The organism is Seohaeicola sp. 4SK31, assembly GCF_028802875.1.
Taxonomy (GTDB): domain Bacteria; phylum Pseudomonadota; class Alphaproteobacteria; order Rhodobacterales; family Rhodobacteraceae; genus Seohaeicola.
The window spans coordinates 57056-80173 of sequence record NZ_JARAMP010000012.1 but is presented as its reverse complement, the minus strand read 5'-3'; the positions used below and the strand labels follow the sequence as shown (position 1 = coordinate 80173).

Annotated in this window: 20 protein-coding genes and 1 pseudogene; 5 read left to right on the top strand and 16 right to left on the bottom strand. The window is 60.9% G+C overall.

Annotated features, from left to right (window positions below; all coding sequences use genetic code 11):
- Positions 1-23: 23 nt before the first annotated feature.
- Positions 24-535: pseudogene (locus PVW27_RS11620) on the bottom strand (transposase); the annotation flags it as partial.
- A gap of 329 nt (positions 536-864) precedes the next feature.
- On the opposite strand from PVW27_RS11620, the gene PVW27_RS11615 reads away from it, so the two are divergent.
- Positions 865-1020 (top strand): hypothetical protein, encoded by a 156-nt coding sequence (locus PVW27_RS11615; RefSeq protein WP_432762085.1) that lies wholly within the window; start codon positions 865-867, stop codon positions 1018-1020.
- Positions 1021-1144: 124 nt separating this feature from the next.
- Here the strand turns inward: PVW27_RS11615 and PVW27_RS11610 are convergent, their stop codons facing one another.
- The 3 genes from PVW27_RS11610 to PVW27_RS11600 are packed head-to-tail and all read right to left on the bottom strand — an operon-like array spanning position 1145 to position 4132.
- Positions 1145-2191, bottom strand: a complete 1047-nt coding sequence (locus PVW27_RS11610) for a TRAP transporter substrate-binding protein (RefSeq protein ID WP_274557889.1) — start codon at positions 2189-2191, stop codon at positions 1145-1147.
- Positions 2192-2249: 58 nt separating this feature from the next.
- On the bottom strand, positions 2250-3536 hold the full coding sequence (locus tag PVW27_RS11605) for a TRAP transporter large permease (RefSeq protein ID WP_274557887.1): 1287 nt from the start codon (positions 3534-3536) through the stop codon (positions 2250-2252).
- Positions 3533-4132 carry a TRAP transporter small permease gene (locus tag PVW27_RS11600; protein ID WP_274557886.1) on the bottom strand — a complete coding sequence of 200 codons (600 nt, stop codon included), beginning with the start codon at positions 4130-4132 and terminating at the stop codon, positions 3533-3535. The genes PVW27_RS11605 and PVW27_RS11600 overlap by 4 nt, the downstream gene beginning before the upstream one ends.
- 219 nt (positions 4133-4351) lie before the next feature.
- Between PVW27_RS11600 and PVW27_RS11595 the strand changes: the two genes are divergently transcribed.
- Genes PVW27_RS11595 through PVW27_RS11585 form a run of 3 tightly spaced genes read left to right on the top strand, consistent with a single transcriptional unit; the run spans position 4352 to position 7636 of the window.
- Entirely contained in the window at positions 4352-5617 is a 1266-nt protein-coding gene (locus PVW27_RS11595) for a CaiB/BaiF CoA transferase family protein (RefSeq protein ID WP_274557884.1), read from the top strand.
- Positions 5614-6453 carry a GntR family transcriptional regulator gene (locus PVW27_RS11590; RefSeq protein ID WP_274557882.1) on the top strand — a complete coding sequence of 280 codons (840 nt, stop codon included), beginning with the start codon at positions 5614-5616 and terminating at the stop codon, positions 6451-6453. Before PVW27_RS11595 ends, PVW27_RS11590 begins: the two co-directional genes overlap by 4 nt.
- Before the next feature lie 19 nt (positions 6454-6472).
- Positions 6473-7636 carry an acyl-CoA dehydrogenase family protein gene (locus PVW27_RS11585; RefSeq protein ID WP_274557880.1) on the top strand — a complete coding sequence of 388 codons (1164 nt, stop codon included), beginning with the start codon at positions 6473-6475 and terminating at the stop codon, positions 7634-7636.
- Positions 7637-8760: 1124 nt separating this feature from the next.
- Here the strand turns inward: PVW27_RS11585 and PVW27_RS11580 are convergent.
- The 3 genes from PVW27_RS11580 to PVW27_RS11570 are packed head-to-tail and all read right to left on the bottom strand — an operon-like array spanning position 8761 to position 11986.
- Positions 8761-9927 carry an acyl-CoA dehydrogenase family protein gene (locus tag PVW27_RS11580; RefSeq protein WP_047998054.1) on the bottom strand — a complete coding sequence of 389 codons (1167 nt, stop codon included), beginning with the start codon at positions 9925-9927 and terminating at the stop codon, positions 8761-8763.
- Positions 9928-9942: 15 nt separating this feature from the next.
- The gene (locus PVW27_RS11575; protein ID WP_274557878.1) at positions 9943-11184 is read right to left on the bottom strand and encodes a thiolase family protein; all 1242 of its coding nucleotides are present in this window, start codon (positions 11182-11184) and stop codon (positions 9943-9945) included.
- A gap of 13 nt (positions 11185-11197) precedes the next feature.
- Positions 11198-11986, bottom strand: a complete 789-nt coding sequence (locus tag PVW27_RS11570) for an enoyl-CoA hydratase/isomerase family protein (RefSeq protein WP_053079188.1) — start codon at positions 11984-11986, stop codon at positions 11198-11200.
- Between the two features lie 112 nt (positions 11987-12098).
- On the opposite strand from PVW27_RS11570, the gene PVW27_RS11565 reads away from it, so the two are divergent.
- The gene (locus PVW27_RS11565) at positions 12099-13202 is read left to right on the top strand and encodes a CaiB/BaiF CoA transferase family protein (RefSeq protein WP_274557874.1); all 1104 of its coding nucleotides are present in this window, start codon (positions 12099-12101) and stop codon (positions 13200-13202) included.
- A gap of 22 nt (positions 13203-13224) precedes the next feature.
- On the opposite strand, the gene PVW27_RS11560 is transcribed toward PVW27_RS11565, so the two are convergent.
- The 9 genes from PVW27_RS11560 to PVW27_RS11520 all read right to left on the bottom strand — a co-directional run bounded on the left by PVW27_RS11560 (position 13225) and on the right by PVW27_RS11520 (position 23117).
- Positions 13225-14013 (bottom strand): SDR family NAD(P)-dependent oxidoreductase, encoded by a 789-nt coding sequence (locus tag PVW27_RS11560; RefSeq protein ID WP_047998052.1) that lies wholly within the window; start codon positions 14011-14013, stop codon positions 13225-13227.
- Between the two features lie 13 nt (positions 14014-14026).
- A complete protein-coding gene (locus tag PVW27_RS11555) occupies positions 14027-14818 on the bottom strand; it encodes an ABC transporter ATP-binding protein (RefSeq protein ID WP_047998051.1) in 792 nt (263 codons plus the stop codon).
- 61 nt (positions 14819-14879) lie between these two features.
- A complete protein-coding gene (locus tag PVW27_RS11550; protein WP_114294390.1) occupies positions 14880-16118 on the bottom strand; it encodes an ABC transporter substrate-binding protein in 1239 nt (412 codons plus the stop codon).
- Between the two features lie 36 nt (positions 16119-16154).
- Complete coding sequence (locus PVW27_RS11545) at positions 16155-17207, bottom strand: branched-chain amino acid ABC transporter permease (RefSeq protein ID WP_274557867.1); 1053 nt, start codon at positions 17205-17207, stop codon at positions 16155-16157.
- A 3-nt stretch (positions 17208-17210) separates the two neighbouring features.
- A complete protein-coding gene (locus tag PVW27_RS11540; RefSeq protein ID WP_047998048.1) occupies positions 17211-18095 on the bottom strand; it encodes a branched-chain amino acid ABC transporter permease in 885 nt (294 codons plus the stop codon).
- 15 nt (positions 18096-18110) lie between these two features.
- The gene (locus PVW27_RS11535) at positions 18111-20015 is read right to left on the bottom strand and encodes an AMP-binding protein (protein ID WP_274557864.1); all 1905 of its coding nucleotides are present in this window, start codon (positions 20013-20015) and stop codon (positions 18111-18113) included.
- 97 nt (positions 20016-20112) lie between these two features.
- Positions 20113-20892 (bottom strand): ABC transporter ATP-binding protein, encoded by a 780-nt coding sequence (locus PVW27_RS11530; protein ID WP_047998046.1) that lies wholly within the window; start codon positions 20890-20892, stop codon positions 20113-20115.
- Positions 20893-21102: 210 nt separating this feature from the next.
- Positions 21103-21942, bottom strand: coding sequence for an FAS1-like dehydratase domain-containing protein (locus tag PVW27_RS11525; RefSeq protein ID WP_274557863.1), 840 nt, complete (start codon positions 21940-21942; stop codon positions 21103-21105).
- 11 nt (positions 21943-21953) lie between these two features.
- Entirely contained in the window at positions 21954-23117 is a 1164-nt protein-coding gene (locus PVW27_RS11520) for an acyl-CoA dehydrogenase family protein (RefSeq protein WP_073068775.1), read from the bottom strand.
- Position 23118: the final 1 nt, after the last annotated feature.

The following is a 23118-nucleotide window of genomic DNA, read 5'->3' as shown; positions in this document are numbered from 1 at the left end:
TGTCCCTCAGATTACGCCATGTGATTTACATGCCAGCCGCTGTTGTTCAGCATCCCAGTAATCATGCGATATCCGTAACGCCCGAACTCTCGCGTCAGTTCAATGATGTCCTCGGTCAGCCGTTCTTCGTCCGGAAAACCGAGGGGTATCTTGCGCTGCGTCGAGCGATGCTGTCCCAATGTGCGGCAGGCCCGGCGCTCGGATACGCCAAGGGTCTGCCGCACATGTTCGATGCACTGGCGGCGGCGAGCGGGGCTTAGAAGTTTCCCCGAGCGGCCTCGGTCAGGATCATCTTGTCCAGCGTCAGATCTGACACGGCGCGCCTCAACCGTGTATTCTCTGTCTCCAGCGCCTTCAGCCGCTTCAACTGATCACGGCTCATGCCACCATATTCTTTGCGCCATCGATAATAGGTCTGCTGCGTGACGCCGATCTGCCGAACAGCCTCAGCGATCGAGTTGCCCTGTCCTTGCAGAACTTCAACCTGCCGCAGCTTCAGCACGATCTCTTCCGGTTTGTCTCGCTTTCCAGCCATCTCTTGGTCCTCCTGAAATCGGGATAAGACTATCCCACTTGGTGGACCACTTCAGTGGGGGCACTCAATCAGACCTGTCGGCTTTTCACATTGCAGTTGGATCAGATGAACAGATCCGCCTGAGTCCGGTTGACCAGGCTTTGCGACGCCAGCTTCCTGCATCAATCCGGTCTGCCCGGCCACACTCTGCATCACGGCCGAACGGACGGCAGATCGAAGGGCATAATTCACCGAGCCATGCGGGAATTTGGGTGATGGCGTGATTTGAAAGGCGGCGTGTTGTGGTGCGTGTTGACGCCGACCAGAACCTCACGAGGAGCAATACGCCTATGAAGAACGATACAACGATCCTGCCCTTTCGCCAATCGGGTTCGATAGCTGACCCCTTGACCGAGCTTGCGCGTGAAGGCGCACGACGGATGCTTGCTGAGGCGCTGAAAAAACCGCGCCGCCAAATGATGCGCATCACCCAAATTCAGGCATAGCTCTTTAATTCACCCCTCGGCGGATTTCTACGCGTCTGGTCATTCGGTCTTCGCCCTCTCCTAAACCCCGCGGCCCGAATGTGACCCGGCGCCGCAGAGACGCCGGGCCGAACGCGGTTTGCCGTCAATCCTTTGCCAGCGCGGCCCGGAAGGCTTCCAGGATCTCGGTTCCGGGCTTGCCCTGGCCATCCAGTTCCGCCGCCCATTCCGAACCCACTGTCGACAGGATCTCAACCAGCTTCTGGGTATCCTCGGCGGGCAGGTCAACGAAGGTTACGCCGGCATTCGCGATCTGCAGCTTGACCTCCGCGTTCTGCTGGTCGGCGGTGGCGCAGCCCTCCATGGTCAAGTCTGCGCCGATCTCGGTCATAGCCTGCTGGACATCCTCGGGAAGACTGTTCCACTTTTGCAGACTGATGACGTAGGTCGCCACGAAGGAACCGAAGTTCAGATCCTGCGTTCCCCAGTCGAGAAATACCTCCATGCCGTAGGGAGGGACGCTCGGATAAGGGAAGAGCCCGGCATCGACGGTTCCGCGTGACAGCGCCTCGCGCACTTCCGGTGCCGGCATCTGCACCGGCACGCCGCCAATCTTCTGCACGGTCAGGTCCAGCGCGCCGCCGGTGCTGCGGATTTTCAGGCCCTTCATGCTTTCCAGCCCGGTGATTTCGCGACTTGACGTCAGCAGGTTATAGGGCGGCAGCACCATCGCCATCAGCAAGCGTACGCCATTCGGTGCAAATTCTGCCTGGTCAAGCGCGCCGCCGGGCTTGGCGATCCCCCAAAAGGCCATTGTGCCCTCGCATGAGGTTGAGAAGGCCTCCGGCAATTGCCCTACCGCAGACAGGGGCATCTTATCGCTGACATAGGAGGGGCCGACATAGCCGATGTCTGACACGCCCGTCTGCGTGAGCGATAGCAGGTCTTTCGCCTTGCCGAGCTGCTGCGCGGGAAAATAGGCGAACTCGGTCTGCCCGGTGCGCGCGCTCACCTTTTCCATGAACGGTACGATCAGGCTCTCGGCGATGTAGTGGCCGGTCGGTAGGCTGTCGGCGGCGCGCAGTTCGATCTGCTGCGCCGAGGCCGGCAGAACGGCGAGCGGCAGAAGTGCAAGGGCCAGAGCCCCGACTGCCGGACGAAAAGTCGCGGAGTGGTTGGATTGCGTGATCATGACTTGATACTCCTTCTGGTTTCTTCGGTTATGGCCCGGCGCGGGGGCGCGGCGGACTTCAATTCATCGTCGAGGGCAGCCACAGCACGATCACAGGAAAAGCGGTAAGCAGAGCGATCACTACGAAATGTGCCAGCACATGCGGGAAGGTCCCCCGGAAGATCTCGCCAAGTGGCCGCCGCGTATATCTGGCCACCACGAAGACGTTCATGCCCAGCGGTGGCGTGACCATGCCCACCTCAGCCGTCACCACCACGATCACTCCGAACCAGACGGGATCGAAGCCCAGCGACAGGACCAGAGGCAAAAGCACGGGCACGGTTAGGATGAGGATGGCTATCTGGTCCATGAAGGCGCCAAGAAAGATGTAGATGATGAGAATCAGCACCATCACGGCCATCGGCGACATGCCCAGGCCCCCAATCCATTCTGTCAGGTCATTTGTCACCTGCGTCAGCGTGAAGAAATAGCCAAAGATATGGGCGCCGAGGACCACAAAAAGTATCATGCAAGAGGTCTGCGCCGCCCGCCGCAGGCATCCCCAAGCTGCGCTCGGCCCCAGCTTGCCTTCTCGCAGCGCCAGCAGCATCGCGCCGAAAGCGCCGATGCCCGAGGCCTCGGTAGGTGTGGCGATCCCCGAATAGATCGTGCCGGTGACAGCCAGGAACAGAACCAGCATCGGCCCGACACGTGACAGCGACGCCAGTTTTTCGCGAAATCTATAGGACTGGCCGACAGGCGCGGCGGACGGGTCGATGCGGACCAGAACGGCAATCGTGACCATGATGGTGAACATCACGAGGAACCCCGGAATCACCCCCGCCACCAGAAGCTGACCCACCGACACATCGGCGATGATGCCATACAGGATCAGCGCCACCGACGGTGGGATCAGCATGGCCAGGGTGCCGGATATCGCCACCACGCCGCAGGCCATCCTGGGGTCATAGCCCTCGTCAATCATGGCAGGGATCGAGGTTGAGGCAAGCGTTGCCGCCGCCGCCGTGCTCGATCCCGAGATCGCACCGAAACCCGCCCCCGCCACCGCGGTCGCCATGGCCAGGCCGCCGCGTAGGCGCCCGACCCAGATGGTGGCCGCTCGGAAAAGATCCTGCGCCACGCCCGAAATGATCACGAACTCTGCCATCAGGATGAACATTGGGATGGTAATGATCTCGTAAGAATTCGCCGTGCTCAGCGGCGCCGTCTTGAGGATGCCGCCAAGCACCGCCATTCCGCCGAACATGTAAAGCCCCAGCGAGCCCGATATCGCCATTGCCAGGGCCACTGGCAGTCCGATCACAAGTAACGCGGCCAGAAGGGCGACAACCACTGCCACCGTCACAGGACATCCTCCCCACGGGGGCAGGATGTCTCGGGCGGCGGCGGCATCTCGACCAGATCGTGATGCGAGAAGACGGAGAGCCCATGCCCGCCCGCCCGGTAAAACAGGCGGAGCGTCAGAAGTGCGGTGCCGACGGTCACGATCAGATAGGCGGGCCATGTCGGCCAGGGAATCAGCGCGGCGATCCGTTCCTGTCCTTGAGAGGCGCCGAGGAAGCGGCCCCAAGCCTCCAGCCCGATCAGGGCCATGACCACCGTGCCTGCGGCGTAGCCCACCGCCAGCCCAAGGTGCCGGAACCTGCGTGGAAGCACGCTCTGGAACAGGTCGATCGCCACGTGGCCGTGATGATGCAGCGTGTCGGGCAGCATCAGAAAAAACGTCGCCACCAGAAGATAAAGCCCGATAAGATCATAGGACCAGCCCAGCGGCATCGACAACGCGTAGCGCATCGCGACGTCCACGACCACGATCAGCATGATCGCCGCCAGCGCGACACAGGCCAGCGCAGCCAGCCCGGCCTCTACCACCGCCAGCCCGCGCGAGGCGGCGGACATGGCACGAGCAACTGACCATCCACCTTTTTCCTGCGGTTTCATTGCATCCACGATCCCCGCTTGGCGGCCTTCCTGTCTGTTTTCCGACGGCGACTTCCCGCAGCAGAAACGACGGCCCATTCCTCTTCCCAACGTCAAGGTTAACAAGGGCCCCTTGCATGTCAACGCTTCTCGTGCAAATAATCCGAAAATACGGTTTAATAGTCCTCTGTAACGCCGAGGGGCCGACGCCGAAGATGGGAAATCGGGGGGGAGAGAACCATGTTTCAAATGCTCGACGATGTGCGCGTCGTGGAGCTGGGCCACATTCTCCTGGCCCCCTACGCCACCCAGTTCTTGGGGGATTTTGGCGCTGATGTGATCAAGGTCGAAGCGCCGGAGGGCGACTATTACCGGCGGCTCGGGGTTTCTCGCGCGCCGGGCATGACGGCACAGTGGATAGCGGTGAACCGCAATAAGCGCAGCATCGCGCTCGATCTGAAATCCACCGAGGGGCGCGCGGCACTGCTGGAAATGCTGGGCCAAGCGGATGTCGTTGTCCACAACATGCGGGTACCGGCGATCGAGCGGCTGGGCTTAGGATATGACGTCGTGCGGGCGGTCAACCCGAGCATTGTTTATTGCGCCGCGATCGGGTTCGGGCAGGGCGGCCCATATGCCGACCTGCCGGCCTTCGACGACCTGATCCAAGCCCGCTCGGGGCTGGCCGAGGCCAATGGGCGAAACGCCGGCGCCCCGGCCTTCGTGCCGATGGTGGCCGCCGACAAGATCACTGGCCTGGTGCTGGGTCAGGCCATGCTGGCCGGGCTCTTCCGCCAGCGCGCCACCGGCGAAGGCTGCTACATCGAGACGCCGATGTTTGAAACCATGGTCTCGGTGATGCTCAGTCAGCACTTCGGCGGCGCGTCCTACCGGCCGCCGGAAGGAGGGTTCGGCTACGCGCGCGTGATGAACCCGTTCCGCAAGCCGGCGAAAACCCTCGACGGCTACATCGCGCACGGGGTTTACAAGTTCGACCAGTGGCAGCGGTTCCTGCGCGCGGTGGGCCGTGACGAAGTAGTCGATGGCCCGATGATGACCGATCCCGTCACCGCGCAACGGCACTTCCCCGAGCTCTACGAGATCGTCGTCGCGCAAATCCTGCCGCAACGAACCACTGCAGAGTGGCAGGCGCTGTTCGACGCGCTCGACATTCCGAACGCTCCGGTGACGGCGATGGAGGAACTGCCCGACGATCCGCATGTCCGCGCGGTCGGCCTGATCGAGGATTACGTTCATCCCCAACAGGGACCGATGCGCCGCGTGCGCAGTCCTTACACGATGCGCGGCGTGCAGACGGTTCCCGACCTTCCGGCGCCCGCGCTTGGCGCGCAAGGCCGTGAGATCCTGGAAGAGTTCGGCTTCTTGCCGGAACGGATTGCCGAGCTGATCGAGGCCGGTATCCTTGCGCTGCCCGAGCAGGATCCGCCGGAACCGGCCGCCGCCGACCCGGCAGGAACGACGCGCGGTTCCGGCGGCCGGCCGTGACCGGCGAAGTTAGCGCCTCAGCCCCGGAGGGGGCGGCGGCCAAGGTTTCCACCCGGCAACGCGACGGCATCCCGCTGTATATAAAACTCGCAAGCCTCTTTCGTGAAAAGATCCGGCGCGGAAAATGGCCGACGCTCAGTCAACTGCCCACATTGCCGGTGCTGCGCGATGAATATGGCGTGGCCCGAGAAACGATCCGCCAGGCATTGGGAGTGCTACGCAGCGAGGGCCTGATCGACAGTGCGCGCGGGCGGGGCACATTCGTCACCGCAGCGGCCGAACGGCTGGCGGACCCCGCGCCCACCTATGATCCGCTGACGCTCGGAGAGCAGGTGCGCATCGACATCCTGTCGCACGCGCCCTGTGCGCAGCTTCCAGAACTGGGTCGCGACCTGACCGGTTTGGAAACGCCGCTGATTCATGTGCGTAAGCGCCATCACGCGGGGGCGCAGCCCTATTCGCTGGTAGACCTGTGGCTGCCGCAGCGCTACTTCGACATGCTGCCCAAGGGGGCCGACCGCACGCGGCTCTATTCTCAACTGCTGCGCGATCACATCGGCCTGTCGGGCCTGTCGGGCGACCAGTTCATCACCATCATCCGGGCCGACATCGCGACGGCGCGCCTGCTGGGGGTCTCGCTCAGCGAACCGGTGGCCCATGTGGTCTCGCGCCTGTTCGATGCCCAGGGTAAGCCGGTGATGGCCCATTGCGTCCAGATCCGCAGCGACGTCTTTGCCGCCGAGCGCCGGTTTGGCGATCTCGCCACGGGCGATCCCGGTTCCTGGAGGCCGCACACGACACCACCCCCCGAAACCGGGGACAAAGCGCAAGCATGACAGCAGGAGGAGTGACGTCATGGATTTCGATTTGACCGAGGAACAACGGGCCATCCGCGACGCGGTAGCCAAAATCTGCACCCGATTCGATGATGCCTATTGGCTTGAACGCGAACGCAGCGGCACCTTCCCCGACGATTTCGCGGCCGAGATTGCGAAGGGCGGCTTTTACGGCATCACCATACCCGAGGAATACGGCGGCTCGGGCCTGGGCATCACCGAGGCGTCGCTGGTCATGCAGGAGATCGGCCGTTACGGAGCGGCGGCCAGTTCATCGGTTCATATCAACATATTCGGGCTGCAACCGGTGGTAGGTTTCGGCACTCCAGAGCAGAAGGCCCGGATGCTGCCGCCGCTGATCCGGGGCGAGCACCGCACCTGCTTCGGTGTGACCGAACCGGACGCGGGTCTCGATACCACGCATATATCCACCTTCGCGCGCCGCCGCGAGGGCGGGGGATACGCGGTGAATGGTCGCAAAGTCTGGACTTCGACGGCGCAGCGCGCCGACCACATCCTGCTGGTCACCCGCACCACCCCGATCGAGGAGTGCAAGCGGCCGACCGATGGCATGTCGATATTCTACACCGATTTCGACCACAGCAAGATCGACGTGCACGAGATTCACAAGATGGCTCGCAACGCTGTGGATTCGAACGCCATCTTTATCGACGGGCTCGAAGTGCCGGAGGAGGACCGGATCGGCGCCGAGGGCGAGGGCTTCAAGGTGCTGCTGCACGGGCTGAACGCCGAGCGGATCGTGGTTGCCGCGGCGGCGGTCGGCTTCGGAATGTATGTGCTGGAGAAGGCGGCGGCCTATGCGCGCGAACGCATCGTCTTCGGCCGCCCGATCGGGCAGAACCAGTCGATCCAGCATCCGCTCGCCGCAGTGTGGATGCGTTTGCAGGCGGCGGAACTGATGACCTACAAGGCCGCTACCCTTTACGATCAGGGCCGCCCCTGCGGACTGGAGGCGAATACGGCACGCAACCTCGCCGGCTCGGCGGCCTACGAGGCGGCGTTCCGCGCGGTGCGCACCCATGGCGGCTTCGGTTTCGCACAGGAGTACCACGTCGAGCGGTATTTCCGCGAAAGCGTGCTGAACTTCATCGCCCCAGTCAGCGAGGAACTGATCCTCTCTCACGTGGCCGAGAAAGCGCTGGGGATGCCCAAGTCCTACTGACCGGCAATCGCCGCACCAACGCCGCCGCGGCCTCGGTCGGCGCAATCGCATGTATGTGCGATCTGGCGGCCTCGGCCGAGCAAGTCGATGACGGTAGAGACGGACATCGGCGAAATGGGTTTCATCGACATGATCTAGTTCACCGCTACGGGAAAAAACCCAATTCAAGCACCCGCGCGATAACCAACGCGATCATCCGTACGGCCTCACCCCCTTTGCCATCGCCTCGCGGATGACCATTCTCGGTGTGCCGAATAACTTCGGGGTGCAGTGGCGGCAGGTCTTATGGGTGCGGGGGGCACTGCTTGGGCACCGTACCGGACATGCCCGTCCTCCGCGGGATCTCCGGCGAGAACGGGTTCGTCGGCCGACACTGGCGGTTCATGACGGTCGTCGAGTCCGCCACGCGTACGGAGTTCGCCCGTTTTTCCATGTTCCATAGCTCATCTCCTTTGTTGATAAGCGTTCACAGAAGAGCACTGGCCGTTCAGCTTGATGGCTTTAAGCTCCACGGCAGTAGGTGACCTGCCACAGAACTTTCATCCAGCCGCGATTTGAGCCCGGTTAGTGATACGCCGACTGGCGCTGCTGGAGCTACTGACAGATGCGCGGAACTTTAGAATGGTGCAGCGCAGCTTTCGGTTGCGATGCCCAAGTCCTCGGCGAACGCCTTGGGCGTCTGGTAGCCGAGGCCCGAATGCGGCTTCCTCGTTGTACAACTGAACACCAGAACACCCACGTTATCGATTGGCGCGAGGTTCTTCTATCGATGACGTCCATGGTTTGGCCGGTCGGTTTATCTCCATAAAGTGATCGACAAACCTGGTGTGGCGATGTTTCGATGCAATCTCACTGGCGGCCGGGCGGACCGGTCTCTGGAAGTCCAGTCTGGATGTTTGACCGGGTAGCATCTGCCGACTGTCGCGGTATCGATGATCAGGATGCCCTGACGGTGCTTGCAGAGTTGGTCCGCGATGCTGGCCGTAGCTTATTCGACAAATTCGCTTCCTCTTGGCCCCTCCGCTCGGGTCGAGGCAAGGTTTGGATCGACCTGCTTAACGCCATTGGGCCGGAACGATCACGCCGTGGCTGCACCGCGTGTGCCGTACCGGCCCGGGCGCATTTCAGAACGCGTTCAACCCGGTCAGGTTGCGCCCGATGACCAGCTTCTGGATTTCGGTGGTGCCGTCCGGGATCGGCATGACCTTGGCATTGCGGAAGTGCCGTTCGACGGGAAACTCTTTGGTGATACCATTGCCGCCGTGAATCTGCACGGCCTTGCCGGCGATTTCGACTGCCATTTCAGTCGCATACCATTTCGCCATCGAGGTCTGCGTGTCGCAGCGCACGCCCAGTTCCAGAAGTTGCAGCCCACGCTGGCACAACAGGCGCGCAGCATCCAGATGCGTGGCCATGTCGGCTAGGTAGCCCTGGATCAACTGGTGCCCGCCGATCGGCTTGCCGTGCTGCTCGCGCTCTTTCGAATAAGAGACTGCGCACTCCAGCGCCGCTTGTGCAATACCGACGCTTGTCAGCCCCACAAAGACCCGCGCGCTCTCAAAAAGCTTCAATGTCTGGAACAGGCCCCCGCCTGCATTTCCCAGAACATGTTCGGCGCTGGTTTCCGCACGGTCAAAGAACAATTCGCAGGTCGAGGCGCCGACAAGCCCCATCTTGCGCAGCTCGCGGCTTTCATAACCGCCCTTGTCGCGATCCACGATAACCATCGAAATGCCACCGTCCAAATTGCAGACAACGATGGCGAAATCCGATTGCGCACCGTTGGAAATCCACAGCTTCTGTCCGCTGACAAAAATCCTGTCGCCGTGGCGCTCCGCGCGGGTCTTGACCTCACGCACGTTCGAGCCGACGGAGGGTTCGGAAATGCAAGTGGCGCAAATGCGCTCACTGCGCAGGAGCGGTTTGAGATAAGCCTCTTTCTGCGCCGCGTCGCCCATCAGGTTGAGCGCGAATGCGGCATGACCCTGAATCAGAACGGCGATCGCCAGATCGGCCCAAACCCGCGCCAGTTCCTCGTAGAGGATACCATAGGTCAAGCGGTCGATCCCCGCGCCACCGTCCTCTTCGGGAAGCAAGCCGCTGATGAGCCCGAATTCCTCGACCTTGGTGAACAAGCCCTTGAGGGTTTCCGCATCCGGAGGATGGCCCAGATCTTCGTATTTTTCCACTAGCGGAGCGAATTCCGCATTGGCCATCTTGCGGAAGTTTTCCAGCAACATGCGCTGGTCGTCGGTATAAATCGCCTGTGCGGCAGCAATCACATTTTCCATTTTCTTTTCCTTGTTTCAGCGGCCCAGAATGGTGACGCAGGCGGCGGCTTCCTCGACGCCGTGCAAGCCGCCGCCATTTTCGGCGATGGCGTTCTGTGCGCCGTCAACCTGGCGTGCGCCAGCCTCGCCGCGTAGTTGCGTGACCAGTTCGAATATCTGGCCAATCCCGGTGGCACCCACCGGGTGGCCCTTGGATTCCAGCCCGCCCGAGGTGTTCACCGGGATGCGCCCGCCGATCGTTGTCTCGCCGCGGAGGCTGGCCGGGCCACCTTCGCCGAACGGGACAAAGCCCAGGTTCTCTATCTGGATGACCTCGCCCACGGCGGTTGCGTCGTGCACTTCGGCGAGGGACATGTCATCGGGGCCAAGCCCGGCTTGTTCATAGGCTTGCAGGGCGGCAAGGCGGGTCAGGTGGTTTTCGTGATCCTCGGGCGCGCGGTCGGTGCCCGAGCGCAGGACCGCTGCCTTGACCCTGATCGCGCGGGTCCGGTCGATGCCCAGCCGTTTGAGGCCCTCGCCCGTACAAAGCACCGCCGCCGCCGCTCCGTCGGAAATCGGGGCGCACATGGGAAGGGTCAGCGGGTAGGTGATGGGCGGCGCGGCGAGCACCTGATCAATGCTCATGCTGTCGCGATATTGCGCCAGCGGATTATGTACCGAGTGCCCGTGGTTCTTGGCGGACACGGCCGCGAAGTGTTCCTGTGTCGTGCCAAAGGTTTTCATGTGCAGCCGCGCGAAGCCGGCATAGACATCCATGAACACGCTATATGGCTTGGACGATTTCGAGCCTTCGGGTTCCTCCACCCCGGCACCCAGATCGGCCAGGCGCTGCGCGACCGCTTCGCCATTGCTCACGTCCCAGCCGCTGTCGAAGGCCGAGAACATCAGCGCGCGATCATCGGAATACATCTTTTCCGCACCCACGGCGAGGCAGCAATCGCCGTTGCCGGCCTTGAGAAAATCGACCGCCAGCTTGAAACCAGTCGCGCCGCTGGCGCAGGCGTTCTCGACATTCACCACTGGAACGCCCTGAATGCCGATCTCGCGCAGCGCTATCTCTCCGCGGATCATGTGTTGGCCCTCCATGTGGCCCTGCACGGCGTTCGAGAAAAACGCGCCTTCGATGCGCTTTGCCGAGAGTCCGGCATCGGCAAGAGCGCCGGTGACGGCCTCGCGGGTCATGTCCTTGATGGACTTGTCCCGAAACTTTCCGAACGGCGTCATGCCGACGCCGATGACATATATGTCCTGCATCATTCGTCCTCCTGTATCAGTATCCGCGAAACCGAGGCTTGCGCTTCTCATTGAACGCCGCCAGCCCTTCGTGCATGTCCCAGGATCGCATATGAGCGCGCAGATTTAGCATCTCTTCGGCGAGCGCGGCAGGCTCGTCTACGTTCAGCGACCGGTTGGCGACCGACTTCATGCGGCGCAGCACGGCCGGGCTCTTGTCGGACAGCTTGTCGGCAAAGGCCTGCACCGTCTCGCGAAGCTGGGCGTCCGCAACCACCTTGTTGACCAATCCCCACTCCATCATCTCCCGCGCCGAGACATTTTCGCCCGAGAAGAGCAGGTACTTCGCGCGGTTCAGTCCGACCCGGCGCGGCAGGATCGCCGCGCCGCCCGCACCGGGAAAGACACCGAAATTGGAATGGGCATCGCCCATCTGCGCGCTTTCGGCGGCAAAGACCAGATCGCAGGACATCACCATTTCCAGCCCGCCCGCCATGGCCAGCCCGTTGACGGCGGCGATCACAGGCTTGGGGCCATGGCGTATCAGCCCGAACGTGTGCTCGACCAGGTCGAGCAGGTCGGGCTCTCCGGGTTCGTGACTTGCGCTGGCCACTTCCTTGAGATCGGCCCCCGCGCAGAACGCACGGCCCGAGCCGGTCAGGACAATGGCGCGAACGGCGTCGTCGGCAATCGCGGCTTCAAGCGCATTTGTCATATCGCGCAGCATCTGCATCGACATGGCGTTCAACTGCTCGGTGCGCTGGAAGGCAATCCATTCGGTTCTGGCCACACGTTCGACGGTAAGGGTGCTGGGTGTTTCAGTCATTGTAACCCTCGGAATAAAAACAACATTTGCTGAATTGGGCTTGCCTTTTAGCGCGGATTGCGTTGCACTGAGCTGGATACGCGCGCGGAAGAAACAAGACCTGGAGCCTGATATGAGCACTGCACCACTGGCCGGATTGAAAATCCTCAGCCTCGCGGAACAATTCCCCGGACCCTACGCGACGATGCTTCTGTCGGATATGGGTGCCGAGGTGATCATGGTCGAACGGCCCGGCGTCGGCGATCCCGCGCGGCAGTTTCCGCCGCTTTTTCGGGCGCTCAACCGGGGCAAGCGCAGCGTGGCGCTCGATCTGAAATCCGCCGAGGGGATCGCGCGGTTTCGTGAGATGGTCAGCAAATCCGATGTCATCGTCGAAGGCTTTCGCCCCGGCAAGCTGGCAGCACTTGGCGCCGGGTTCGAGGACATGCGCAAGATCAATCCGCGGCTGGTCTATGTGTCGATCTCGGGATACGGGCAAGACGGCCCCTATCGCGACAGGGCGGGGCATGACCTCAGCTATGAAGGCGTCGGTGGTCTTCTGGCCGATCAGGCCGAGGCCGGGCAACCGGGGCCGGTGCCGACCCTGCCGCTTGCGGATATCGGCGCCGCGCTGTTTGCGGCGATCGCGATCCTCTCGGCTGTGGTATCCAGCCAGCGGACGGGGCAGGGCCGTTACGTCGATGTCTCGATGACGGATGCGGTGGTCTCGATGCTCACGGCCTTCCTTGTGCCCGCGGCCAATGGCACGCCGCTGGGCGAGTTCATCTCTGAGCCGGGCTATGGCGTGTTCACCTGCAAGGACGGCAAACTGCTGACGCTGTCCATCGCGCATGAGGACTGGTTCTGGCATCCGTTCTGCGAGGCGATCGACAAACCGGACCTCGCCGGGATGAAAAGCCGCGACCGTGTCACGCGCAAGGACGAGTTGCGGGAGGAGATTGCGGCGGTTCTTGTCGGCAAGACGCGCGCGGACTGGGGCGGTCTCTTTGACAAGGCCGGCGTACCCTGGGGCCCTGTCAATTCGCTGGCCGAGGCCATGAACGATCCGCATGTGCGCGCCCGCCGGTTGCTGCGCACCATCGCGCACGATGGCGGCAAGACAGAGACTTTTCTGGTCCAACCCCTGAAATTCGACGGTTTCGAAACCGAGATTTCGGGGCTGCCGCCGGAGATCGGCGCCGATAATAAACGCTTGTTCGAGGGCGGCCCCAATTGATTGCGACTGCCCATATTCGGCTCTAGCAAGCAAATGAATAACCGCCATTCACCGGATAGGTCTGGCCGGTGATCCAGCTTGCTGCATCCGAGCAAAGAAACAGGATCATGCCTGCCGCGTCTTCCGGCTCACCCAGCCGCCGGACTACATATTGCGAAAGCGCCCGCTTTTCGGTCTCCGCATCCGGGATCAGATCGGCGACCGCCGGGGTTCTGGTGCCGCCTAGAGCGACGCAGTTTGCGGTAACTCCGAACCGGCCACCGGCCTTTGCAATGGCGCGCATGAAGCCCGCCGCCCCGGCCTTGGCACCGGAATAGACCGCCAGGTGCGGCTCGCCCACCCGGCCTGCGTCGGAAATGACCGTCACGATGCGTCCGTAGCCACCCTTGACCATCATCGGCATGGCGTGGCGGGTGCAGTTCAGCACGCCATCGAAATTGGTGGCCATCCAGCGCCGCCATTCGGCGGGGTTTGATTCCCAGAACGGTACAAGATCGTCGAGCCGTGACGTCGGCCCGGCATTACCAGCATTATTGACCAGAATTTCCACGCTACCAAAGACGCGCTGCGCCTCGGAAAAGGCCGCGCCCACAGCATCGAAATCCGACACGTCAAAGGCCATCGGTAGCGCCTTTGCACCAGCCGCTTCCACTTCCGCCGCGACGCTTTCGGCCCGCGCGGCGTGGAAATCGTTGACCACAACGGCACCCGCGCCATGTTCGGCGAGATAAAGCGCGACCTGACGACCCACGCCTTGTCCGGCCCCGGTTACAAGTGCGGTATGACCCTTGATGTCCAGCAATTCAGTCATTGTATTTCCCCTCCTATCCGAGCCATCTCTTGCGGCGCCGATAATGCTTGATTTCGCGATAGCTCTTGCGTTCACCGGAGGCGGTGACACCAAGATAGAATTCTCTGATGTCTTCGTTGCCGGCGAGCTTGTGGGCGGGGCCATCCAAGACGATGCGCCCGTTTTCCATCACATAGGCGTAATCGGCGATCGACAGGGCGGCGGCGCTGTTTTGTTCAACAAGAAAGAAGGTCGTGCCTTCGCGCTTGAGCTGTTTGAGAACTTCGTAGACGTCACGGACCATCATCGGCGCCAGACCCAGCGACGGCTCGTCGATGGCGATGATCTTGGGCCTCGCCATCATGGCCCGGCCGATCAAAAGCAGTTGCTGCTCACCGCCGGACATGAACCCCGAGGTGCGGTTGCGCAGGTCCGCAAGACGCGGCATCAGGCTGTAGACATGAGCCAGACGGTTTTTCAGTTCGGTGGAATTGGTCACCATATGCCCGCCGACAATCAGGTTTTGTTCCGATGTCAGGTGACGCAGCACGCGTCGGCCCTCCATCACATGGATAAGGCCATTCTTTACCACATTCGACGCTTCCATGTTCTGAATCGGCGTGCCGTTCAGGACGATCGAACCGGCGGACACGGTTCCGTCTTCGGATTTCAGAGTTCCGGAAATCGCCTTGAGCGTCGTGCTTTTCCCTGCCCCGTTTCCACCGAGAAGCGCAACACACTGACCCTCGCGCACGGTCATTGAGATCCCTTTGAGCGCCAGAATGACGTCGGAATAGGTCACTTCCACGTTATTGAGTTCGAGCATAACTTCGGGTCCGGATCCAGAGAAAGGGTCGGGCACCACGATCGCGGTGCCCGGGTTTTGTTCACCACTTGCTCAAATCGGGAACATCGACGCCGGTCGCCGCGATGGTGATCTTCCCGTCCTTAACCGTGCCCACGTTCACCTTGAGTCCTTTCAGAGGAAAGGGGGCTTCTGGGGTGAAAGTGAGACTCGGAAGGAAGCCATGGGTTTCCTCCGAGGTGATCGGCTTGGCAAAGAGCGCCTCGCGCACCAGCTCGCCCGTCAGACCTTCGGCACCGTTCTCCTCGATCGCGTGCTCGATCACGGCCACGGTATAGAGGGCCTGGGAAATCCCCATGGCCGTCACGACATTCCAGGGCGCCTTGAGCCCGTAATCCGAAACTAGGGTCTGGTAGAACTGCCGCGCTTCTGTGTCCTCATCGGCCGCGATCACCATGCCGTAGGCCTCAAAGTCGCCTTCAAGCTGCGCCAGCCCGCCAAGCGCTTTGCCCGAGGCAGGCAGCCCGTTATGCGAGCTCATCATGATCGGGATGTCGGCCCCGTTGGCCTGCAACCCGCGTTTCGCGGCGACCACGATCGAGGTGTTGGTCTGGATGATCACCGCTTCGGCCCCCGACCGCGCGACGCGACGCATTTGCGCGGTCAGGTCGGTCGGCTGCACGTCGGTATAGATGACCTCAACCAAATCGGCGGCCTCGGGATGCTCTTCGGCATAGACTTCGAGCCCCTTTCCCATATCGACATAGGCAGGGGATGCCTCGGAGGACAGGACCGCGAATTTAATGGGTTCGTCGCCGCCACGTTGTTCGCGCATCCAAGCCAGAAAGCCTGCGGCTTCATGCGAATAGGTCGGGCGCGGATTAAATATCCAGGAATCGGGCTGCCAGGCAAAGCCATAGGCGGCCGTGGCCATGAACATCGGGATCTTGTCTTCGGGTAAGCGTTCGGAAAGGGCCGCCACGTCCGGCCCGCCAAGGCCGACCACGGCGATCGGCGCCAGCTCCGACTTGATTCCGGGCCACAGGCTGGCGACCTGTGCGGCATCATATCGGGTCTCGTAGTTCTTGTAGTTCAGCTTGACGCCGAGTTCCTTGCCGCTGGTCGCGTTCCACCAGTCGAAAACGACCTCCCGGCTTGAGGCCAAGATCGGCATGATGTCGGCATAGGGGCCAGAAAAGTCCGACAGAAGCGCAAGGTTATATGTGGTCTCCGCCTGTGCCTTCATTGGTAGCGCCGTGGCGAGCGCCAGCGTTCCGGCGGCCAGCAGCCCCCCAAGGCCCGATTTGCTGAGGTATGTCATTTTCATTCTCCTCCCAGGTTATAGACCGCCCCGAAATCAATAGGGGAACGGCCAGATACGATAAGACGATTTCAGGATATTCCAGCGGTGCATCACCCCCTTGGGTTCAAGGATCATGAACAAGGCAATCACGCCACCAAGAATGACGTTCATGCCCGCGAACACGATATCGCCTCCCAGAAACGAGGCGGAATCGGCGATATTCGGGCCGACTGTGGCAATAACTTCCTGGATGGTGCGAATGACGAAGACACCGACCAGCGCCCCGACGATCGACCCCATTCCACCGACGATGATCATCGCCACGAAAAAGATGGAATGGAACAGGGTGAATTGATCGACCCCGACAAAGCGGATCATGTAGGCCCAGAGTGCCCCGCCGACACCAGCATAGAAGGCGCCGATCAGAAAGGCATTCGCCTTGGTAGCCGCTACATTGATCCCCATGATGCCTGCGGCCACGTCATCGTCCCTGACCGCGATGAAGGCGCGACCGAAGCGCGACCGGATGATCCCGAACGCGCCTGCGATCATGATCGCGGCAACCGCAAGGTTCATGTAGAATTGCTGGGTCTCGGTGACGAAGCGCAGCCCGAATATCTCTGCTGCCGGCACGGTGACTCCATTTGAGCCACCTAGCCAGGAGGATGGCAGGTTCAGGACTGCAAAATGAAAGATGAACTGTGCCGCGAGAGTCGTCAGCGCCAGATAGAACCCCTTGATCCGAGTCGCCGTCAAACCGAAGAGAAAGCCGAACAGCGCAGCCGCGAACCCGGCCAACGGTATGGTCAACAGGAACGTGAGACCGGTCTTGGAGGCCAGTATCGAAGCGGTATAGGCGCCCACCCCCATGAATGCGGCCTGGCCCAGATTGATCTGGCCCGCATAGCCGGTGCAAATCTGGAGTCCGACGGCGATCACGGCGCTGATCAGCATCATGTTCAGCACGGCGATGATACGCCCGCTCACAAGATAGGGCATCGCCAGCATAACCACGAGGAACAGCGCCAGGCAAACCGCCTGCCAGCGCGTGCGCACGAGACGTCTGTCGGCGCGATAGCTTGTGGGAAAAATGCCGGAAGGATCCATGAATTAAACCCGCTCGATTGTGCGCCAGCCGAACAGACCCGTGGGCCGGATCAGCAGAATGGCAAGCATGATGATATAGGGCACGACACTGCCGAGCGAGCCGCCGATGATCGGATCGAGGTAGTTGGTGGTCAGGCTCTGGATTACACCGATGATGATTCCCGCCAGGACAAGTCCGCCGATCGACTCCAACCCGGCGAACAATGCAACCGGCAGTGCCGCAAAACCGATATCCGAGGCCAGAAAGGTCAGCGACTTGCCGCTGAGGAAGATCATCGCTCCTATCGTGGACAGGATTGCGCCGAGAATCCAGGCAAAGGCAATAGAGCCTTTCACCGAAATCCCCATCGAAGCAGCGACGACGTGATCTTCGGCCACTGCCGTCATCCGCAGGCCTGAACGGGTCCAGTTGAAGAACCAGGACAGGCCAACGGCGGCAACGATGGTGATGATCCCCCCGATAAGCAAGTTCATCGGAATCAGCATATCGCCGAGTAAGAGCGGCTTCAGCGGAAAGATGATCGGGAATGGCCGGACGGAAGCCCCAAACAGCAGCAGGACGACGCCACGCAGCAGGATCAGCAGGCCGACAGTCACCATCACCATCGAGAACACCGATTCACCGATCAGCTTGGTGAGGAAAATCCGTTCGATCAGATAGCCGACAAGACCCGCAAGAACCAAGGATAGCGGGATCGACAGCCACAGGCTCAGGCCGAGCTGCATGGTTGTGAACCAGACGATGAAACCGCCGATGATCACCAGTTCGCCCTGCGCGAAATTGAACACCTTGCTAGCGCGGTAGATCACGACGAACCCCATGGCCACCAGCGCGTAAAGCAGGCCGATCAAGGCCCCGGTGATGATGTCATTGATGAAATAGACCATTTTTGCCGACCTCCCTTAAATTTGCGACCGCCGCCCGGCAGCCTTCGATCCGCTCTCGACATCCGATACACGCACCTCGGCCCTGAGCACGCCCTGGCGGCCATCCTGATAAGTAACGGCAATCTCAAGGTCGATCTTGTCGGAACCGCTGTAAATAGCCTCGACGAGCGTGGCATACCGATCTTCCAGGAATGCGCGCCGGAGTTTCCGGCTGCGGGTCAGCTCGCCTTCGTCCGGGTCCAGTTCCTTGGGGAAATTCGCGAACCGCACGACCCGAGAACCTTCGGGCAGCAAGGCGTTGATGCGCGAAACCTCGCCTTTGATAAGGTCCAGAACCTCGGCTTTTTGCGACAGGTCGGTATAGGTCGAGAAGCTGATATTGTTCTCTTCGGCCCAGCGGCTGAGGACCTCGATGTCGATATTGATCAGCGCTCCGACAAAATCCCGGGTTTCGTCGCCCAGCGTCATAAGATCCTTGATGTAGGGGCTGTAGCGCAGCCGTGTTTCGATAAACTGCGGCGGATAACTGTGGCCGTTCGCTAGGCGGCGCATGTCCTTGACGCGGTCGTAGAATACCAGCTCTCCGTCATCGGTCATCGAAACCGCATCGCCGGTGGCATACCAACCGTCTTCGGTCAGCACCTCGGCGGTCTCGTCCGGTTTGCCATAATATCCGCCAAAGCCCGAGCCGCCGCGGACCTGCAACTCACTTTGCGGCGTTATGCGGTATTCCAACGGATCGCCATAAGCGGTATTGCTTTGCATCCAGCTGCCGCTTGTTTCCAGCTGATAACTTTCGCTGACATGCGCGGTCAGAAGGCCGATTTCGGTCGCGCCATAGACGTTGCGCAGCTTGACCCCCATGGCGTGGAACATGCGAAAGACTTCGGGGGCCATCAGAGCACCGCCGCTCATCGCATTTTTTGCCTTGCCAAGGCCCAAATTGTCGCGCAGGTGATGCAGCACCAGCGCCTCGGCAAAGGGAAGTCGCAGGCGCGAGGCGAGGCTGGGACTGCGCCCTTCCAAGCGTTCGACATAAACGTCACGGCCGATTTTCATACCCCAATTGTACATCAAGTTGCGGAACTTGCCCGCGCCCAACATCCGGGCCTGCACGATCGACGCAAGGTTTTCCCACTGGCGCGGACTGAACACCAGCGCGTCAACCGCCAGTTCGCGGATGTTGGTCAGCACATCTTCGGGGCCTTCGGGAAAATTGACGACCATGGGCGCGATCAAACCGATCGACAGGCCGAAAATCTGTTCCGTGACCCAGGCAGGCGAAATGTACGTCAAGTATTCGGTGCCTGGCGCGATTTCGATTGCCCCCATCACACGTGAGCAGTTGTCGAACAGATAACGATAGCTGATGACAACGCCCTTCGGTTTTCCCGTGGTCCCGGAGGTATAGGACAGCAAGGCGGTATCGTCCGCCCGTCCGCGTTTGACGTGTTCTTCAAATCTGGCAGGCTCCTTGGCGTGAATCTGACGTCCTGCCGCGCTAAGGCTTTCAAATGAATGCAAAAGGGGATGATCATAGCTCCAAAGACCAGAATCATCCCAGTAAACGATCGCCAAGGCACCCGAGTACTTGCCCGCGATCTCGATGCATTTATCGACCTGCTCCTGATCCTGCGCCAGAAAAATCCGCGTTTGCGAGTCTTCGGCCAGATACAGGATCTCTTCGGCGTTCTGATCCGGATAGACGGACAGGACTTTGCCGCCCAATGACTGAACGGCGTATTCAGCCCAGAAATGTTCGGGTTCGTTTTCCCCGATCAACATGACGGATTCGCCCGCCGACAGGCCCAGGTTCTCCAACCCGAGAGCCAGGGCACGAACTCTGTCAATCACATCGGCCCAGGTGAATTCCCGCCAGATGCCCAGGCGCTTGTGGCGTTCGGCGAGGTTGTTCGGCATGGACGTTGCACGCGCGAGCAAAACCTGCGGCAGGGTTTCGCTGTGTGTCACTGCCGGGTCTGAAAAGACCATTGCTGTTCGTTGTTTTGTCATCCCGCTAACCCAGATATGCCTTGATCACAGCCGGGTTCTTCTGGATTTCTTCGGGCGTGCCTTCGGCGATGACCCGCCCGAAGTCCAGCACTACGATCCGGTCAGCAAGGTCCATAACAACGCCCATGTCGTGCTCGACCAGAACCACTGGAATCTTGCGCGCCTCGCGCACATCGAGAATGAAGCGCGCGAGGTCTTCTTTCTCTTCCGAGTTCATGCCAGCCATCGGTTCATCCATCAGCAGGATGGATGGTTCCTGCGCCAATGCGCGGCCCAGATCGACACGTTTGCGCAGCCCGTAGCCCAATGTGCCCACTGGCCGGTTGCGGATTGCTTCGATCTCCAGAAAGTCAATAATCTCTTCGGCGGCTTCGCGATGCTCTGATTCCTCCCGCATCACGAGCCCAAACTGGAAAAAGGCCTGGATCACATTCGATTTCATCAGCATGTGACGACCGATCATGATGTTTTCCACCACGGTCTGCCCGGCAAAGAGATGGGTGCCCTGAAACGTACGCGCCAGTCCGCGCCGGGCGATCTGGTCAACACGCAGGCCGGTAACGTCCTGCCCGGACAACTCGACACGGCCCTTCTGCGGACGATAGAAACCCGCAGTAACGTTCAGAAGTGATGTTTTTCCGGCACCGTTCGGACCGATGATCGCAAGCAATTCATCGTCGTTCACGGTAATGCTCACATCGTCGAGCGCCGTCACACCGCCAAATTTCAAAGTTGCACTGCGCACAGCAAGCGGCGATGTGACGATCCCCCCATTCGTGGTCATGACTCAGCCCGTGCCTTTTGCCGACAGCCCATGGAACGGCACATAACCTGACCGAACGGTGATCCGCAAGTGACGAGGTTTCCTCGCATTTTTCTCCTCCCACCTCTTATTTCAGAGGGCTGCTTGCCGGAGGTGCCAAGCCGCTTTCTGATACCTAACATATGTTAGAAAGTTAAATCAACAATTGAATCCGCCGCCAAGCAGAACCGCTCAGACAGTCGCGTATTCTGCGGTAAAACTTCGAAGACCGTTTTGATCCTGACACCAGACTGTCCCGGAGGTTTCGGCCCCTTCTCTATGCAACTGCAATTCGCAGGGCAGGGTCAGCGGTGCAAGTCCCCGGAAAGAAAACCGGTGGGGCGACGACTTCAAGGCTTCCGCCGCCAGATTCAGAAGAAGCGTCGCCTGCAATGGGCCATGCACAACAAGCCCGGCATAGGCTTCGGTTTCGGTGGCGTAGACGTGGTCATAGTGGATGCGATGGGCATTGAACGTCAGCGCCGAATAGCGAAACAGCAGCACCGGATCCGGTGCAAGGCTCGATCTGAGCGTGGTGGGGTCAACCGCGTCAGGTGCGTTCTTGACCGGGCGGGGCACAGAAATCTCACGATAGACAATCGATTGCTTCTCCCGAATACAAAGCCGGCCGCCGCTCGAATACTCGTGTTCTACGGTCACAAAGACCAACGTTCCGCTGTGGCCCTGCTTGGCTGTTATATCCCCGATCACCGAGCGGCGGGTGACGGCTTCGCCGATCGTCAGCGGCGTGAAATGTGTAACATCGCCGCCGGCCCACATGCGGGCGGGCAGCGGGACAGGGGGCAGAAATCCACCCCTTGCGGCATGGCCATCGTCTGACAGGGCGGCAGCTGGCACGGTATCAAGGGCAATACACCAATGAACCCCCAGCGGGACATCACCTGCTCCGCCCCAAAGATGCGGACCGAACGTGGCACGGAATTTGTCGATCAGACCGTGCGTCAGGACGTCTTCTTTGGTTTCAGTGCGTCCTAGCCAGGGTGCCAGCGCGTCAAGGTCGATCTCATTCATGGTCCCTGGCCTCAGAACGACCGCGGCATACCCAGGATATGCTCGCCGACATAGGACAGGATGAGGTTGGTCGAGATCGGGGCCACCTGATACAGTCGGGCCTCGCGGAACTTGCGCTCGACATCGTATTCGCGCGCAAAGCCGAAGCCGCCATGAGTCTGGATGCAGGCATTGGCCGCTTCCCAGCTGGCATCGGCGGCCAGTAGTTTTGCCATGTTCGCCTGTGCCCCGCAATCCTGCCCGGCGTCAAAGCGTCTTGCGGCCTCGAAGCGCATCAGGTTGGCGGCCTCGACGTTCACATAGGCCTTGGCGATAGGAAACTGCACGCCCTGATTCTGACCGATCGGGCGATCGAAGACAATACGCTCGCCGGCATAGGCGCGGGCCTTGTCCACAAACCAGTATCCGTCCCCGATACATTCCCCGGCGATCAGCGTGCGCTCGGCGTTGAGCCCGTCAAGAATGTGGTAAAATCCGCGGCCTTCGGTTCCGATCAGGTTCTCGGCGGGAATCTCCAGGTTGTCGAAGAACACTTCATTGGTTTCGTGGCCCGGCATGTTGGCGATGGGGCGCACCTCCATGCCATTGCCGATGGCCTCTTTCAGATCAACCATGAAGATCGACAGGCCCTGGGACTTCTTCTTGACATCTTTCAACGGTGTGGTGCGGGCCAGCAGGATCATCAGGTCCGAATGTTGAATGCGGCTGATCCAGACCTTCTGGCCGTTGATCACATAGCGGTCGCCCTTCCTGACCGCTGTAGTCTTGAGCTTGGTGGTGTCGGTCCCGGTCGTCGGCTCGGTCACGGCCATGGACTGCAGGCGCAGCGCGCCGCTGGCGATGGCGGGTAGGTATTTCTGCTTCTGCTCGTCCGAGCCGTGCCGCAGAAGCGTGCCCATGTTATACATCTGCCCATGGCAGTGGCCCGCGTTGCCACCGCAGCGGTTCACCTCTTCCATGATGATCGAGGCTTCGGTCAGACCCAGGCCCGATCCGCCGTATTCCTCGGGGATCATCGCGGCGAGCCAGCCCTCGCGGGTCAGCGCATCGACAAATTCCTCGGGGTAGGTTTCGTTCTCGCCGAACTTTCGATGATATTGCGGCGGGAACTGTGCACAAAGCGCGCGCAGGGCATCGCGCAGGTCGCCATGGGTGTCGGGGGCTGATGTCTGCATC